At 46.7% G+C, this 16422-nt stretch carries 16 protein-coding genes and 3 pseudogenes; 14 read left to right on the top strand and 5 right to left on the bottom strand.

The features are described 5' to 3' along the window. Positions 1 to 73: 73 nt before the first annotated feature. The 3 genes and pseudogenes from ABK447_RS01315 to ABK447_RS01325 form a co-directional block, all read left to right on the top strand. A pseudogene (locus ABK447_RS01315) lies at positions 74 to 393 on the top strand (Efem/EfeO family lipoprotein); the annotation flags it as partial. 18 nt (positions 394 to 411) lie between these two features. Continuing rightward, a pseudogene (efeB, locus tag ABK447_RS01320) lies at positions 412 to 1668 on the top strand (iron uptake transporter deferrochelatase/peroxidase subunit). A gap of 85 nt (positions 1669 to 1753) precedes the next feature. Beyond that, complete coding sequence (locus ABK447_RS01325) at positions 1754 to 2356, top strand: DsbA family oxidoreductase (protein WP_349909317.1); 603 nt, start codon at positions 1754 to 1756, stop codon at positions 2354 to 2356. A 20-nt stretch (positions 2357 to 2376) separates the two neighbouring features. On the opposite strand, the gene ABK447_RS01330 is transcribed toward ABK447_RS01325, so the two are convergent. The 3 genes from ABK447_RS01330 to ABK447_RS01340 all read right to left on the bottom strand — a co-directional run bounded on the left by ABK447_RS01330 (position 2377) and on the right by ABK447_RS01340 (position 4109). After that, positions 2377 to 3051 carry a glycosyltransferase family protein gene (locus tag ABK447_RS01330; protein WP_039063812.1) on the bottom strand — a complete coding sequence of 225 codons (675 nt, stop codon included), beginning with the start codon at positions 3049 to 3051 and terminating at the stop codon, positions 2377 to 2379. Further along, positions 3051 to 3731, bottom strand: coding sequence for a bifunctional 2-polyprenyl-6-hydroxyphenol methylase/3-demethylubiquinol 3-O-methyltransferase UbiG (locus tag ABK447_RS01335; protein WP_007407718.1), 681 nt, complete (start codon positions 3729 to 3731; stop codon positions 3051 to 3053). Before ABK447_RS01335 ends, ABK447_RS01330 begins: the two co-directional genes overlap by 1 nt. 216 nt (positions 3732 to 3947) lie before the next feature. Next, positions 3948 to 4109: an anti-repressor SinI family protein gene (locus tag ABK447_RS01340; protein ID WP_003150917.1), complete on the bottom strand. Its 162-nt coding sequence runs from the start codon at positions 4107 to 4109 to the stop codon at positions 3948 to 3950. A gap of 335 nt (positions 4110 to 4444) precedes the next feature. On the opposite strand from ABK447_RS01340, the gene ABK447_RS01345 reads away from it, so the two are divergent. The 4 genes and pseudogenes from ABK447_RS01345 (at position 4445) to galT (ending at position 8302) form a co-directional block, all read left to right on the top strand. After that, positions 4445 to 5068: a TetR/AcrR family transcriptional regulator gene (locus ABK447_RS01345; RefSeq protein WP_014419191.1), complete on the top strand. Its 624-nt coding sequence runs from the start codon at positions 4445 to 4447 to the stop codon at positions 5066 to 5068. Positions 5069 to 5147: 79 nt separating this feature from the next. Continuing rightward, positions 5148 to 5534, top strand: a complete 387-nt coding sequence (locus tag ABK447_RS01350; RefSeq protein ID WP_032863219.1) for a GtrA family protein — start codon at positions 5148 to 5150, stop codon at positions 5532 to 5534. A 51-nt stretch (positions 5535 to 5585) separates the two neighbouring features. Further along, a pseudogene (locus tag ABK447_RS01355) lies at positions 5586 to 6771 on the top strand (galactokinase). Further along, a complete protein-coding gene (gene galT / locus ABK447_RS01360) occupies positions 6761 to 8302 on the top strand; it encodes a UDP-glucose--hexose-1-phosphate uridylyltransferase (protein ID WP_100001642.1) in 1542 nt (513 codons plus the stop codon). The pseudogene ABK447_RS01355 and the gene galT overlap by 11 nt, the downstream one beginning before the upstream one ends. 16 nt (positions 8303 to 8318) lie before the next feature. Here galT and ABK447_RS01365 read toward each other — a convergent pair whose 3' ends face one another. Next, on the bottom strand, positions 8319 to 8564 hold the full coding sequence (locus ABK447_RS01365; RefSeq protein ID WP_003150926.1) for a GlsB/YeaQ/YmgE family stress response membrane protein: 246 nt from the start codon (positions 8562 to 8564) through the stop codon (positions 8319 to 8321). A 502-nt stretch (positions 8565 to 9066) separates the two neighbouring features. Here ABK447_RS01365 and qoxA point away from each other — a divergent pair. Genes qoxA through qoxD form a run of 4 tightly spaced genes read left to right on the top strand, consistent with a single transcriptional unit; the run spans position 9067 to position 13008 of the window. Further along, positions 9067 to 10032 carry a cytochrome aa3 quinol oxidase subunit II gene (qoxA, locus tag ABK447_RS01370; protein WP_087920812.1) on the top strand — a complete coding sequence of 322 codons (966 nt, stop codon included), beginning with the start codon at positions 9067 to 9069 and terminating at the stop codon, positions 10030 to 10032. A gap of 27 nt (positions 10033 to 10059) precedes the next feature. After that, a complete protein-coding gene (qoxB, locus tag ABK447_RS01375; protein ID WP_100001640.1) occupies positions 10060 to 12009 on the top strand; it encodes a cytochrome aa3 quinol oxidase subunit I in 1950 nt (649 codons plus the stop codon). Positions 12010 to 12023: 14 nt separating this feature from the next. Next, on the top strand, positions 12024 to 12638 hold the full coding sequence (gene qoxC, locus ABK447_RS01380; RefSeq protein ID WP_003150930.1) for a cytochrome aa3 quinol oxidase subunit III: 615 nt from the start codon (positions 12024 to 12026) through the stop codon (positions 12636 to 12638). Between the two features lies 1 nt (position 12639). Continuing rightward, on the top strand, positions 12640 to 13008 hold the full coding sequence (qoxD, locus tag ABK447_RS01385; RefSeq protein ID WP_007614576.1) for a cytochrome aa3 quinol oxidase subunit IV: 369 nt from the start codon (positions 12640 to 12642) through the stop codon (positions 13006 to 13008). Between the two features lie 43 nt (positions 13009 to 13051). Here qoxD and ywcE read toward each other — a convergent pair whose 3' ends face one another. After that, on the bottom strand, positions 13052 to 13312 hold the full coding sequence (gene ywcE / locus ABK447_RS01390) for a spore morphogenesis/germination protein YwcE (RefSeq protein WP_003150937.1): 261 nt from the start codon (positions 13310 to 13312) through the stop codon (positions 13052 to 13054). Positions 13313 to 13604: 292 nt separating this feature from the next. On the opposite strand from ywcE, the gene ABK447_RS01395 reads away from it, so the two are divergent. From ABK447_RS01395 to nfsA, 3 genes are all read left to right on the top strand, one after another. Further along, on the top strand, positions 13605 to 14063 hold the full coding sequence (locus ABK447_RS01395; protein ID WP_061047005.1) for a GNAT family N-acetyltransferase: 459 nt from the start codon (positions 13605 to 13607) through the stop codon (positions 14061 to 14063). Between the two features lie 201 nt (positions 14064 to 14264). Continuing rightward, a complete protein-coding gene (locus ABK447_RS01400) occupies positions 14265 to 15452 on the top strand; it encodes an FtsW/RodA/SpoVE family cell cycle protein (RefSeq protein ID WP_007407709.1) in 1188 nt (395 codons plus the stop codon). A gap of 102 nt (positions 15453 to 15554) precedes the next feature. Further along, complete coding sequence (gene nfsA / locus ABK447_RS01405; RefSeq protein ID WP_007407708.1) at positions 15555 to 16304, top strand: oxygen-insensitive NADPH nitroreductase; 750 nt, start codon at positions 15555 to 15557, stop codon at positions 16302 to 16304. Positions 16305 to 16422: the final 118 nt, after the last annotated feature.

The raw sequence follows: 16422 nt of genomic DNA on the forward strand, positions 1-16422 counted from the left end.
CGGCCCTTTTTCTGTGTGCGCAAAAAGGCAGTGACGGACTTGGAGAATATAAGCCGTATGTCAAGAACAGGGCAATCAGCTTGCAATATCGACCGGAACGTTTGACGGCTCTATCGCTTCTCTCAAAGTGACGCCTGAACCAATCACCGCCGGCGCCGAAGGCTTAAAAGCCCTCTATGAAACAGTGAAAAGCGCGCAGTGAGAGATCATTTCGACGTCACGGAAAAACTTGATGCGGAATTCAGCGAATTTGAAGGTTTGATGTCGAAATACAAAACGTGCGATCAATCTTATATGTCTTGTGATACATTAAGTACAGATCAAATCAGAGAGATAAGCACGAAGCTGACGGCTCTTTCTGAAACCATGTCGAAGATTGCCGATGTGCTTTAAAAGGAGTTAAGACGCAGCATGAGCGATGAACATAACAAGGAAAAACAGATCCACAGACGGGATGTCCTGAAGTGGGGCGCCGTCGCGGGCGCCGCCGTTGCTGTCGGAGCGAGCGGCCTCGGAGGACTCGCGCCGCTCTTCAAACCGGCGGCCACCGCTTCAAAGAAGAATGATGAAAAAAGGGATCGTGATCAAATCGTTCCTTTTTACGGGAAGCACCAAGCAGGAATCACAACGGCGCATCAGACGTATGTGTATTTTGCGGCGCTTGATGTCATGTCAAGCGACAAAGCCGATGTCATCTCCCTTTTCAAACAATGGACAAGCCTGACGCAGCTGCTGACTTCAGGCGCGGTCCCGTCGGGCGAACAGAAAAATAAATATATGCCTCCGCAGGATACCGGGGAGTCGCAGGATCTGGCACCGGCGAATTTGACCGTTACCTTCGGCTTCGGCCCCGGGTTTTTCGAGAAAGACGGGAAGGACCGCTTCGGACTGAAAGATAAAAAACCGAAGCACCTCGCCGATATTCCGCCGATGCCTAACGACAAGCTCGATAAGAAACAAGGCGGCGGTGATATCGTCATACAAGTCTGCGCGGATAATGAACAAACGGCGTTTCACGCGGTGCGCAACCTGATGAAACAGGCAGCAGGCGTGTGCGAAGTCCGTTTTCTCAATAAAGGTTTCTTAAGCGGCGGGAAAAACGGGGAAACGCCGCGCAACCTCTTCGGATTCAAAGACGGCACCGGCAACCAAAGCACGAAGGATGAAAACCTGATGAATTCGATCATTTGGGTTCAATCAGGAGAGCCGGACTGGATGACGGGCGGCACGTACATGGCGTTTAGGAAAATTAAGATGTTTTTAGATATATGGGACCGTTCATCCTTGAAGGAACAAGAGGACACGTTCGGGCGGGTGAAAAGCTCGGGCGCGCCTTTCGGACAAAAAAAGTAAACCGATCCCGTGAAGCTGAATCAAATTCCCGCCGACTCGCATGTCAGCGTGGCAAAATCAACCGGCAGACAGATTCTGCGCCGGGCATTTTCCTATACGGACGGAATTGATCCAAAGACGGGCTATGTTGACGCAGGCCTGCTGTTTATCTGCTTTCAAAAAGACCCGGACCGCCAATTTGTCCCGATGCTGAAGGCTTTGGCGGCAAAGGATGCGTTGAATGAATACACACAAACGATCGGCTCTTCCTTATTCGCCTGTCCCGGCGGCTGTAAAAAAGGAGAATATATCGCCCAAAGGCTGCTGGAATCGTGACACCTTCCATATGGAGGGTGTTTTTAAAAAAACACTTGTAACTATATGTGTTACAACTTAAAATGAAAAGGAAAGGAGACTTACAATGACACTGCAGATTAAAGTATATTCTGATTATGTATGTCCGTTTTGCTTTGTCGGCAAAGCGGCGTTTGAAGAAGCAATCAAGGACAAGGACGTACAGGTGGAATGGATGCCGTTTGAATTGCGTCCGAGCCCCTCGCCGAAACTTGATCCGGTGAATGATCCCGCCAAGCGGCAGATGTGGAAAAACTCCATTGAGCCGATGGCGCAGTCGTTAGGCGTTGAAATCACGTTCCCCCGCGTGTCACCGCATCCTTACACGGATTTGGCATTTGAAGGCTTTCATTTCGCAAAGGAACATGGGAAAGGAAGCGAATACCATACACGCGTTTTTCAGGCGTTCTTTCAGGAAGAGCAAAATATCGGTGACGTTGGCGTGCTGACAAAGCTTGCGGAAGAAGCCGGACTTGACGGCGCTGCCTTCAAAGAGGCGCTTGAGACAAGAGCGTACAGACACGTACAGCGGGAAGCGCTCCGCCATGCTTATGAGGAAGCCGGCATTACGGCAGTGCCGACGTTTATCATCGGCAATGAGAGAATCCCTGGCGCGGCGGGAAAGGAAACCTTTGAACAAATCATTGAGCGGGAACTGAATAAACGTTAACCCGAAAAAAGCCCTCTCGATCAGCGAGAGGGCTTTGCCATATAGTGTTTGACAAATGTTTGTCTGTCCGCTTCATATGCCGCGGCGTCAAATGAGTCGCCGCAAAAATGAAGGCACCAAGGGTCTTTCTGGCAGGCGACGCCGACTTGATAGCCGTGTTTTTGAAATTCAAGCGACTGTGATGTGTCGTAAAAATGAAAGCCGCGAAACAAATCCTCCCGCCACTCCACGTCATATTGAGCCGCCATTAACAAGCCGTCAATGGCGTCAGCGGGCGTAAACAGGCCGTCTTCATCGCCGTGCTCAAAGTCCAGCGGGTGATAAGCATTCCCCCGGTATTCAATCACTTTTCCCATCCGCTCTCCGCTTTCCCACCAAATGCCGTTCGGCGGCAGGGTTTTGCAGCCGGCGACACCGAGAAGGCCGAGCTCCTGATGAGATTGAAAGATATGAAGCATGTCATGTAGGAAATGCTGATGAATGATAAAGGTATCCTGATGCAGATAAATTTTATATTTGGAGGGGTGTCTCAGCGCTTTGTTGTAGGACGAGGCCATGCTTGCTGAATCGTATATCGGCATGATATCAACGGAGTATGAAGGGGGGACGGTAAGCTGCATGATATGGCTCTTGCACCGGGAGTAGAGCGACTCGTCATTCACACAGACGACAAACAGAAATGAATGTGAATCCATTACATGCTCCTCTCGGCCTCAATCACATATTGATACGCCGATGCTTCTGTCATAAAGTCATGCCTTATGCCGAGCTGTACGCATACTTCGTGCAATGCTGCGATGGCTTTGTGATAAGAGGGGTGATCAACGCGGATCGCCTCAATGCGTTTCACCTCATAACCGGCGGCTTTAAATAATGAAAGCGTCTCTTCACGGGTAAAAAAACGCAGGTGGGTCTGATCCATTAATCCGGCGTCACTGTAAGTCCATTTGCCGGCTAAAAGCTCCAGCACCACTGAGATGTGGCCGACATTCGGTATGCATGCAAGCACCGTGCCGTCTTTTTTTACATAAGGACGAAGCTTTTTCAGCACGGACCACGGGTCGATAAGATGCTCAAGAACGTCTCCGAACAGCATGCAGTCGAATTGTTCTGATTCGTACGGAAGAATGGCGGATTCAATGTCGCCGCAAAGCACGTGGCTCAATTTGCTTTCCGCCTTTTTTGCGGCTTCGGGATACGCTTCAATGCCGTAAACCGTTATTCCGCGGTCTTCGATCGCCGCTCCTAAATTGCCTGTGCCGCAGCCGACATCAAGCACTGTCCGCCAGTTTTCGTCTATTTTGTTCAATAAATAAGGATTCAGGCCTTCGTAGTAGTTCTGTTGTTTTTCATCATAATAGGGATTCGTATCCATCTGTGTATCACCTCATAAATGGGCATATACACAAGATATGCAGCGGGGGGATCTCATATCACCATGTTTGGCTGTTCAATTGCGGAATGCGGACGGGAATGGTTGTCCGGTATACGGTTTGTTCTCTGATTCCCCTCTTATTGCGGCTGTTCCTTTGAAAACTCGGGTGCGGGCGGACTGTGGCAGGTCATATAGTAAAAGGATCCGCCTGTAATCTTACCGCTGGCGGATGGTGTTTTTCATTGGTGTTTTTTTCTTCACCGCTTTTTCAGTATTTAAGAAGCGCCTCACATCGTCAATGTGCAAACCCATGATTCTAGCCTCTTGAATTAACAATTGCCAATCTTGATCTATATCTTTCATTACATGAGTTTTCATAAGAACCTCCAATTGAAAAATTGATTTGCCCAGCTACAGCAGCCAATGTATAACAAATATCACACATAGTTGGCCGGTAATCCCAAATTGAAGATGAATTCACCTACCTATTCCCTAAGAAAATGACTGAAATAACCAAAATCCTTCAAGAATTCTTACGTATAATAATAAACAAATAAATACTGACTGGATAGTATGCAAATAAAAATAAATCATATGACCTATTAATATTTACCCTCAAAGCGTCGACTAGCATATTCTTTTTGCATAAAAAATACCGCAAAAGAATGATTCGGTGTAAGATAAAGTGAATGATCAAACAGCTGGGGTAAAAAATGAAAAAAAACAAATTTCAAATTAAGAGAGAAGAAACATTTGAAAGTTTTATTGACGCAGGCCTTCATCTCCTGATTGAAAGAGCTTACGATTCAGTCTCAATCGATGACATCAGTAAAGCGGCGGGTTTCAGCAAAGGCGCGTTTTACGTTCATTTTGAAAGCAAGGAAGATTTTCTGAAGCATTTATTAGACAGGCGTCAGATTAAAAAAAGGATCATCACCGGCTATCTCGATGAATTAGAAAAGCAAACAGCGCGGCCGTTGACGCTTTGTGAAGCTGCGGCAAGCGCGGCCAGCCTGTTGATGCGGTTTGTAAACAGCAAGCCTGCCTGGAATGTTGTGTCTTTTGCCGTTCATATGCCTACTTACAAAGTCGTCAGTGAATATGAAGCTTATATCCGTCTTTATAAGTTATGGATAGAAGAAAGCACCATGTACATAAATTGGCTCAAATCGAGAAATTTAATAGAAGACCATATAGATACCGAGCATACCGCTAAAATGATGTGCGCGCTCATCGACGGGATGATTAAGCAATCCAATGTGCTGGGAAGGCCGGTTACTTTCCGCAGCATGTTTGACGCGCTCTATGTTTTTGTCAGCGGCAGAAAATCAGGGTAACGTTCTTCTTGATTTGACAAAAGGTTTAGAAAAGTCTTTCAGAAAGCGAGGAACTGCCATGCGCTACAGAGAAATTATGATGTATATCATTATGGGGATATTCACGACCATCGTGAATATCGTCAGTTTTTACTTTCTGACGTCGGCATTTGAGATGGATTACAAGGCGGCGACCGTCGCTGCTTGGATTCTGTCCGTTCTATTTGCATATGTCACGAATAAACTGTATGTATTTCAGCAAAAGACCGCGGGGATGCGGAGTCTGATGAAAGAATTGACGGCCTTTTTCAGCGTGCGGGTATTGTCTCTCGCCATCGATCTCGCCATGATGATTCTTCTGGTCAGTCAATTTCATATGAACGAAACGTTGGCGAAAATCGCCGATAACGTCATTATCGTAGTCGTCAACTATGCGGCCAGCAAGTGGATTGTCTTCAGAAAAGCGAAAGAAGAGGGCGTGTCATAACGGTTTCTTTCCGCGCCCCGGGGGAAAGTGTAATAGTGAAAGGGGATGCGTATGAAGCACAAAATAAAGAAAGCGTTTGCTGATGTATTCGGGGAATCGGAGGACCTGCGCATTTTCTTTGCGCCCGGCAGAGTGAATCTCATCGGAGAGCATACGGATTATAACGGGGGCCACGTCTTTCCTTGCGCGCTGACGATCGGTACATATGCAGCCGTCCGGGAGAGAGGGGACAGGCTCGTCAGAATGTACTCTCATCATTTTAAGGAAGCGGGCATAAAGGAATGCAGTCTCGATAATATCCGTTATCAAAAAGAGGACGGGTGGGCCAACTATCCGAAAGGGGTCATGGCAGAATGTCTCGGCAGCGGTTTTTCCCTTCCGCACGGCTTCGATATTGTGTTCTGGGGAAACATCCCGAACGGCGCGGGGCTGTCATCTTTCGGCTTCGATTGAACTTGTTACGGCGGTCATTCTCAAGGAATGCCATGAGCTTGAGGCGGATATGCTCGACTTGGTGAAGCTCGCTCAGACGGCGGAACATTCCTTTATCGGCGTCAGCTGCGGAATAATGGATCAATTCGCCATCGGAATGGGAAAGAAACATCATGCGATTCTGCTGAATTGCGGTACGCTCAGCTTTGAATATACAAAACTCGGGCTGTCGGGGCTGTCGATCGTTATTGCAAATACCAATAAAAAACGAACGCTTGCAGATTCAGGCTATAATACGAGGCTCAAGGAGTGCGGGGAAGCGCTTTGTGATCTTCAGAAGCATCTTTCCGTTCAATCACTGGGAGAGCTGACCCCTTCCGCTTTTGACGCCCATGCGGAGCTGATTCAGAATGAAGTGAACAGACGCCGGGCGAAACACGCCGTCTATGAAAATCACCGCACAATAGAGGCCGCCGACATGTTCAGTAACAATCAGCTTCATCATATCGGTGAATTAATGAGGGATTCGCATCTCTCTTTACGCGATGACTACGAGGTGACGAGTCATGAGCTGGATACACTGGCTGAAGCGGCCTGGCGCCACGGCGGGGTGATCGGATCAAGGATGACGGGAGCCGGTTTCGGCGGCTGTACGGTCAGTATCGTCAAGGACGATGCGGTTTCGGATTTTATTGAAACGGCAGGGGCCCGCTATGAGGGGAAGACAGGGAGAAAAGCTGACTTTTACACGGCGGATATCGGAGCCGGAGCGAGAGAACTAAAGGGGGATGACGATGGCAATTGAGCGGCACGTGGAACGTTTAATCCGGTACGGATTGCAAAAAGAGCTGATTTCATTTCTTGATATTGAATATACGAGAAACCGTTTGTATGAAGCTTTGCATATCACCCATCCGGAGGTTCCAGAACAGAAAGAAAATGTATCGGCGGCATCATTGCCGGACATATTGGCCCCGATTTATGAATGGGCGGCAGAAACGGGCCGGATTGCAGCCGATACAGACACCTATCGCGACCTGCTGAGCGTGAAGATCATGGGCTGCTTTGCCCCGCAGCCGTCCGAGATTGTCCGTCGTTTTGAAGAAACAAAGGCGGTGCACGGATCGGAGCAGGCGACAAAGGCGTTTTACCGATTTTCAGAGGATGTGTATTATATCCGTTCGGACAGAATACAGCGGAATGTCGGGTGGACGGCTGAGACGGCTTACGGAAAGCTGGACATCACGATCAACCTTTCAAAACCGGAAAAAGATCCGAAAGCAATTGCCGCTGCCAAAGAGCAGCCTCAATCCGATTATCCGAGATGTGTTCTTTGTAAAGAAAATGTCGGGTACGAGGGGAGACCGGATCACCCGGCGCGTCAAAACCTTCGTGTCATTCCGGTAATTCTCGGCGATGAGCAGTGGTTTCTGCAATTTTCTCCGTATGTGTATTACCGGGAGCATTGCATCGTTTTGAAAGACCGGCACGAACCGATGAAGATCAGCAAAAAAACGTTTGACCGGCTGCTGTCGTTCGTCAGCCAGTATCCTCATTATTTTCTCGGTTCCAATGCTGATCTGCCGATTGTCGGCGGCAGTATTTTAAGCCACGACCATTTTCAGGGGGGCAATTATGAATTCCCGATGGCGCGGGCGGAGACAGAAAGCCGGTACAGGCTGCCTGACTATCCGAAAACGGTGTTGGGAATTGTGAAGTGGCCGATGTCTGTCATCCGCCTGCAAAGCGAGAGTGCGTCTGAGCTTTCCGGCGCGGCGGATGCCATCCTGCGGGCATGGCGCGGTTATTCCGATGAGGCGGCTGATCTCCTCGCCTGTTCAGGAGAAACACCGCACAATACAATTACGCCGATTGCCCGGCGGAGAAACGGTTTATTCGAATTAGATCTCGTCCTCAGAAATAACCGCACCTCTGATGAGCATCCGCTGGGAATTTTTCATCCCCATCAGGAAGTTCATCACCTGAAAAAAGAAAATATCGGACTGATTGAGGTAATGGGGCTTGCGATTCTGCCGGGCCGCCTTGAACAAGAAATGAAATACACGGCTGAAGCGCTGTGCTCACCGGACCCGGAAGCGGCCTTAACGGCAGACCCTTCTGCGGCAACGCATAAAGATTGGGCGCTCAGTGTGCTGCATAAGCGGAAGGTAACGAAAGAAAACGCGGAACAGATTCTGAAAGAGGAAATCGGCCATGCCTTTGCGCGGATACTGGAGCATGCCGGCGTCTTTAAACAGACAGAAGAAGGCAGAGCGGCTTTCCGGCGGTTTATCCGCCATTTGGGCGCTCTACCGGAAAAAAGCCCCATCCCATAAGGGACGAGGCTTTTTTTTATCCTCTGCTTCTGGCGATCAGGCTGAATAAGAATACCACGATCGCAGCTCCGATGATTGCCGGAATGATGGCAAAGCCGGCAAGGTGAGGACCCCATGTGCCGAGCAGTCCGTGCCCGATCCATGCGCCGATCAGACCGGCGATCATTGACCCGATGATTCCCCCGGGCATACTGCCTTTTACAAATAAACTTCCGATCCAGCCGATAATAATAGCGACAATCAGAGATACGATAAAACCCATAAATATCACTTCCTATTTTTTATTATTTATGCCTATATGTTTCCTTCGTTTTGTCCATATTAAACATATGAATGCGTTTTTTATAATGAACATATCAAGGCGCGTTCCGGTCTTTTTTTTCACAATGCGTTGCGTTAAAATGGAAACCGTGTGAAAAGGTGTGAGCAAAGGAAAAAATATTTCTTTTGTAGAATGTTTAACAAAATGAATCTTTTTGTTGACCAGCGTTTTTTATTATGGTAAACCTTTATTTGGTATTATTCGTTCTCACTATCTTTTTTCTCTATATATGCTAAATGATCTAAAACTTTTTATGTTTGGTTTGCGCAAGTGGAAAAAGTTCATGCATTTTTTGACGATTTTGTGACATTAGGTCGAAAAAAAGATGAACTTTAGAAAAAAATAAAGCTAATAAGGGCAGATTTTGATAGCATAACAAGGTAGATAGAGAAAAGATTTTGAGAAAGTACATTTCAGATTCACTACATCAATAGGAAGGATGGTGATCTTCTTGTTCAGAGCATTTAAACCGTTACTTTTAATAGCGATGTTGGCTGTTGTTTTCGTACTGGGCGGATGCAGCGACATTTCCGTTTTAGATCCGAAAGGACCTGTAGCAGACCAGCAGAAAGATCTGATTCTCTTGTCAATCGGATTTATGCTGTTCATTGTCGGCGTCGTATTCGTACTATTTACAATCATTTTAGTGAAATACCGCGACCGCAAAGGCAAAGACAGCGGAAATTACAAGCCCGAGATGCACGGCAACACGTTCTTAGAAGTAGTCTGGACAGTGATCCCAATTTTAATTGTTATTGCACTTTCTGTGCCTACCGTACAGACGATATATTCGTTAGAAAAAGCGCCTGAAGCGACAAAGGATAAAGAGCCTCTTGTTGTTTATGCTACTTCGGTAGACTGGAAATGGGTATTCAGCTACCCAGAGCAGGATATTGAGACGGTTAACTACCTGAACATTCCTGTAGACCGTCCGGTTTTATTTAAAATTTCTTCAGCCGATTCAATGGCATCGCTATGGATTCCTCAGCTTGGGGGACAAAAATACGCGATGGCGGGAATGCTGATGGATCAATACTTACAGGCTGACAAAGTGGGAACATATGAAGGCCGCAACGCGAACTTCACCGGCGAACACTTTGCCGACCAGAAATTCAACGTAAAAGCTGTTACGCAAAAAGACTTTAACAGCTGGGTGAAAAAAGCCCAAAGCGATTCTCCAAAGCTGACGAAAGAGAAGTATGACGAACTGATGCTTCCGGAGAATGTCGGTAAATTAACGTTCTCTTCTACACACTTAAAATACGTTGACCACGGCCAAGATGCCGAATATGCGATGGAGGCGCGAAAACGCCTTGGCTACAAAGCCGTATCACCGCACTCTAAAACAGATCCGTGGGAAAATGTAAAGAAAAACGAATTTAAAGTATCCGACGATAAACAAGATTGAAATTGAACAAGAAAGGAGGAAGCCCGAATGAAATTGAGATGGGATGAATTTTTTGTAACAGGTGACCCATTAATTCTGGGCGCACAAGTTTCCATTGCGCTTTCCACTATCGCTATCATCGCTGTACTCACATACTTCAAAAAGTGGAAATGGCTCTGGTCTGAATGGCTGACGTCTGTAGACCATAAGAAACTTGGAATCATGTACATTATCTCTGCTGTTATCATGCTGTTCCGCGGCGGGGTCGACGGCTTGATGATGCGCGCCCAGTTAGCGCTTCCTAATAACAGTTTTTTAGACTCAAACCACTATAATGAGATCTTTACGACTCACGGTACGATCATGATTATCTTCATGGCGATGCCGTTTTTAATCGGTCTGATTAACGTTGTCGTACCTTTGCAGATCGGTGCGCGCGACGTAGCATTCCCTTACTTGAACAACCTGAGTTTCTGGACGTTCTTCGTAGGTGCGATGCTATTCAATATTTCTTTCGTTATCGGAGGTTCTCCGAACGCAGGCTGGACGAGTTACATGCCGCTGGCAAGCAACGACATGAGTCCCGGGCCTGGTGAGAACTTCTACCTGCTCGGTCTTCAGATTGCCGGTATCGGTACGCTGATGACGGGTATCAACTTTATGGTGACGATCCTGAAAATGCGTACGAAAGGCATGACGCTGATGCGTATGCCGATGTTCACATGGACGACGCTGATTACAATGGTTATTATCGTATTCGCCTTCCCTGTTTTGACAGTGGCATTGGCGCTGTTATCATTTGACCGTTTGTTCGGCGCTCACTTTTTCACGCTGGAAGCCGGCGGTATGCCGATGCTTTGGGCTAACTTGTTCTGGATTTGGGGACACCCTGAAGTATATATCGTTATCTTACCGGCATTCGGTATTTTCTCTGAAATTATTTCAGCGTTTGCAAGAAAGCAGTTATTCGGTTACAAAGCGATGGTCGGCTCAATTATCGCCATTTCCGTCCTGAGTTTCCTTGTATGGACTCACCACTTCTTCACAATGGGGAACAGTGCGTCTGTTAACTCTTTCTTCTCGATTACAACGATGGCGATTTCGGTTCCGACCGGGGTTAAAATCTTTAACTGGCTCTTTACGATGTATAAAGGCCGAATCAGTTTTACAACACCGATGCTGTGGGCGCTCGCGTTCATCCCGAACTTCGTTGTCGGCGGGGTAACAGGGGTTATGCTTGCGATGGCTGCAGCGGATTATCAATACCATAATACGTACTTCCTCGTATCTCACTTCCACTATGTGCTGATCGCGGGTACGGTATTTGCATGTTTCGCAGGATTTATTTTCTGGTATCCGAAAATGTTCGGTCACAAGCTGAACGAAAGAATCGGAAAATGGTTCTTCTGGATCTTTATGATCGGATTTAATGTATGTTTCTTCCCTCAATACTTCTTGGGGCTACAAGGTATGCCTCGCCGTATTTACACATACGGACCGAATGACGGATGGACTGCATTGAACTTTATTTCAACTGTCGGAGCCTTCATGATGGGTGTCGGGTTCTTAATCCTTTGCTACAACATCTACTACAGCTTCCGCTACTCTACTCGCGAGATCAGCGGAGATTCATGGGGCGTGGGACGTACGCTTGAGTGGGCGACTTCATCTGCGATTCCGCCGCATTACAACTTTGCGGTGCTTCCTGAAGTGAAATCTCAAGATGCGTTACTGCAATTGAAAGAAGACAAAACGGATATTCATCCGGAAAGCAAGTTCAAGAAAATCCATATGCCGCACAACTCCGGAAGACCGCTTATTATGTCAGTGGCGTTCGGTATTGCAGGCTTCGGACTTGTATTTGAATGGTTCTGGATGGGCATTGTCGGCTTGATCGGCATTCTGCTTTGCATGGTGCTTCGTTCATTTGAATATGACAATGGCTACTATATACCTGTTGAAGAAATAAAAGAGACGGAAAGAAAGATTTCCGAATAAAGGAGGCGTGATTTATGGAACATGCAGAACACGGCAATTCTAACGCGCCTATGGAATATCAATCTGAAACCGGCAGACTCAATATTCTCGGGTTTTGGATCTTTTTAGGGGCAGAGATTGTGTTGTTCTCAACACTATTTGCAACCTTCTTCGTTCTTCAAAGAAGAACAGCAGGAGGAGTCTTACCGGCTGAATTATTTGAAGTGAAGCTTGTCATGATCATGACATTCCTGCTTCTGATCAGCAGTTTCACCTGCGGGATCGCTGTTCATGAAATGCGTCGCGGAAGTTTAAAAGGCGTCGTCATTTGGACGATCATTACGCTTCTTCTTGGCGCGGGCTTCGTCGGATGTGAGCTTAACGAGTTCATCCACTATGTACATGAAGGAGCATCTCTCGGTACAAGTGCTTTCTGGTCTGGATTCTTCGTCCTTCTGGGAACGCACGGAACGCACGTAACGATCGGTATCTTCTGGATTGCCGGCATCTTACTGCAATTGAAGAAACGCGGATTAACGCCGCAGACGTCTTCAAAAATCTTTATCTCAAGTTTATACTGGCACTTCTTAGACGTTGTTTGGATCTTCATCTTTACAGGCGTCTATCTCATCGGATTGGGGGGACTATAATATGGCAAACAAATCTGCTGAACACAGCCACTTTCCGTGGAAGCATATCGTAGGTTTTGCGTTGTCTATTATTCTGACCCTGCTGGCCCTTTGGGTTGCAGTATATACGGATTTAAGCTCATCAGCAAAACTCTGGATCATTTTCGGATTCGCATTTATCCAAGCCGGTCTTCAGCTTCTCATGTTCATGCACATGACAGAAAGCGAAAACGGCGGAATTCAAGTCGGAAACACGCTCTTCGGATTTTTCGGAGCGATTGTTATCATCCTTGGTTCCATCTGGATCTTTGCGGCGCACTACCATCACGGTGACCATATGGATGGAAACCCTCCTGGCGGTGCAAAGCATCATTCCGAACATCAGGAATAAAAAGAAACCCTCTTCGTTTATGCGAAGAGGGTTTTTGGTGCCTTTATTGGCTTCTTCTCCGGCGCAGGCGCGGAAGGCCGTAAATGATAAAGGCGGCGATATGGGCAACGATGACGTTGACGGCAAACAGGATGATCATGAGTGTGTGGCCGAGAGGGGATAGGCTGCTGGTTGCGTAAAAGTAGAAGAAAACCCACATGAGAATAATTGGCGGTATGGCCGAAAGAGCGACTTTTTTGTTATCCAGCCAGATAAAGAGGGGTGTTGCGCTCGCGACCAGTAAATAAGCAAAAAACATGTCCATCTTACATGTCTCCTTTCATTTTATGGGAGCGTTTCCAAAATGAAATACAGAGAATGAAATGTGTCTGTTTTGTGGTCGTTTTTTGAACATTTTGTTACAATTATTATACCATGTTTTCCAATTTTTGATACCGCTTTTTCGAGAAATGTATTGCAACTATTGCCTCATTTTTGGATAGGTACAAGAAACCGGAAAGGCCAAATACCCTGTCACATTTCCGGACAATGGAATGGCGCAGGCTGTGAACCTTTGCTATGGTCAAAGAAAATATGCACAGCAAGGGTGGTTTGAAGTGGACGTAAGGAAAGAAGATGTCACAGCGCCGGATGTCTTTGCGCTTTTGCAGGATCATCTGAAGAGCATGACCATGCATTCTCCTCCGGAAAGTATACATGCGCTCAATGCGGACCGGCTGCGTCAGCCTGACGTTACGTTTTGGAGTGCGAGGGGAAACGGCATCCTGCTCGGCTGCGGTGCCTTAAAGGAGCTAAACAGCCGGCACGGTGAGATCAAATCAATGAAAACCTCTCCGCATCATGTCAGGAAAGGCGTTGCCAACCGGATCCTCCGCCATATGCTTGAAGAAGCAAGGCGGCGGGGCTATCATCGGATCAGCTTGGAAACCGGTTCTATGGAGGCTTTTCTCCCCGCCAGACGCCTGTATGAAAAAGCCGGGTTTCAATATTGTGATCCGTTTGCACATTATAAAGAGGACCCGAACAGCTTGTTTATGACGTTAAACATAAGCTGAAACCCCTTTTCTGACGAGAAGGGGTTTTTTATCGGAAAAGTTTCATCATGACCGAAACATTTCCTTTTCTGACACGTCATATGTCGTGTAGTCCCCAAACCGTAAAAAATAAAAAGGAAGCAACCTCAACATGTTTTCTTGAACGGTGTTCATGTATAATAAACAATAGTGACTTCCGATGAAAATGTAAGGCGGGATAGAATGAGTCGATATAAGAAACAGCAAAATCCCTATTATCAGGGGGATTTGATTTTTATATTTGGTGTGTTTTTAATAATTAGTGTTGCGGCGATTTATGCGGCCGGACAGTTCGGGCAGTACGGAGGCAGTGCCTGGATGAAACAGATTGTCTTCTATGTTATAGGTGCGGGATTCATCGGATTATTGCTGTACTTTGATTTAGAGCAGCTTGAAAAACTGAGTCTGTACGTATTGATTGCCGGTGTGCTGTCGCTGCTCCTTTTGCGTGTGGCACCGGAATCCATCGCGCCGATTAAAAACGGAGCGAAGAGCTGGTTTCAAATCGGAAACTTTACCCTCCAGCCCTCTGAGTTTACGAAAATAGGAATTATGATGATGGTCGCGTCCATTATATCGAAGGCGGGCCCGAAGGATCAAAGGTCACTTCGGGAAGATGTGAATCTGCTTTTGAAAATTGCGGCATGGACGGTTATTCCGATCGGGATGATCGTTTTGCAGGATGCCGGAACGGGTGCGATCTGTCTGTTTATCGTTATGGTGATGGTGTTTATGTCGGGTGTAAACTGGAAGCTGATCACCATTATCGGCGGTTCGGCCGCACTTGTGCTTGGCCTTTTCTTAGTTCTCGTGATTGAATTTCCCCATGTGGCGAATTCAATCGGCATTGCGGATTATCAAATTAACCGGATTACATCGTGGATGTCTGACTCCAGTGCGGCAACGACTCAGGCAGAGAGCGATAAAAGCTGGCAGGTGGATCAGGCCGTTATGGCGATCGGATCGGGCGGCATTACTGGCAACGGCGTTCATAATCTGAAGGTGTACGTACCTGAGGGACAGACCGACTTTATCTTTGCGATTTTGGGTGAAAGTTTTGGATTTTTAGGCTGCGCCATTGCGGTTGTCATGTTTTTCTTTTTAATTTACAGACTTGTGGTGCTGATTGACCGCTTGCATGCGTTTAACCGATTTGGCGCGTTTTTTTGCGTAGGATTTACTGCACTTATCGTGATTCACACCTTCCAGAACATCGGGATGAATATCGGCATTATGCCGGTTACCGGTATTCCGCTGCTGTTTGTCAGCTATGGGGGGAGCTCGGTGCTTTCTACATTAATCAGCTTCGGGATCGTATATAACGCAAGTGTGCAGCTGACGAAATATAAAAGCTACTTGTTTAATTCTTAATGTGAGACGGCTCGTTTTTCGGGCTGTCTTTTTTTGTTTAGAGCATTTCGCTTTTGACATGATTCCCTTTCGGATATGATATAGAGAGAAGGAGGCTTTTATATGAACAATACCATCGAAACTATACTTAATCATCGGTCGATCCGATCATTTACTGACGAGCTTCTGACAGCAGAAGAGATAGATACATTAGTGAAAAGCGCCCAGGCGGCGTCAACGTCCAGTTACGTGCAGGCTTACTCCATCATCGGCGTAACCGATAAGGAGAAAAAGCGGAAGCTGGCGGCACTGGCCGGAAACCAGCCTTACGTCGAAAATAACGGGCACTTGTTTGTGTTTTGCGCTGATTTGTACCGCCATAAAAAACTTGCTGAGGAAAAAGGCGAAAACATTACCGAGCTTCTTGAGAATACAGAAATGTTTATGGTCAGCGTCATTGATGCCGCACTTGCCGCACAAAACGTAAGTGTTGCCGCGGAATCAATGGGACTTGGCATTTGTTATATCGGAGGCATTCGAAATGAACTTGATCAGGTGACAGAAGTGCTTGGTACACCTGACCATGTGCTGCCGCTGTTCGGCTTGGTAGTCGGTCATCCCGCTCATCCGTCCGGTCAAAAGCCGCGCCTGCCGAAACAAGCCGTATATCATGAAAACACGTACGATACGAATGAAGAACACTTCCGCAGTTATATGAAGGAATATGATGAAACCATTTCCGCTTATTATGATAAACGGACAAACGGCAAGCGGGTTGAAACGTGGTCTGATCAAATCCTGCAGTTCATGAAACAAAAACCGAGAACCTATTTAAATCAATATGTAAAAGATAAAGGTTTTCAAAAGAATTAAGAAAAAACCTCTCCTGACCGGGAGAGGTTTTTATGTTTCACGTGTAACATATTTCGACAAAATGGAACAAGGTATATAAATGTTTATCATCAGGGATGCTTATAAGCATACAGAAAGA

The organism is Bacillus sp. hwrm1, assembly GCF_040207805.1.
GTDB lineage: Bacteria > Bacillota > Bacilli > Bacillales > Bacillaceae > Bacillus > Bacillus velezensis.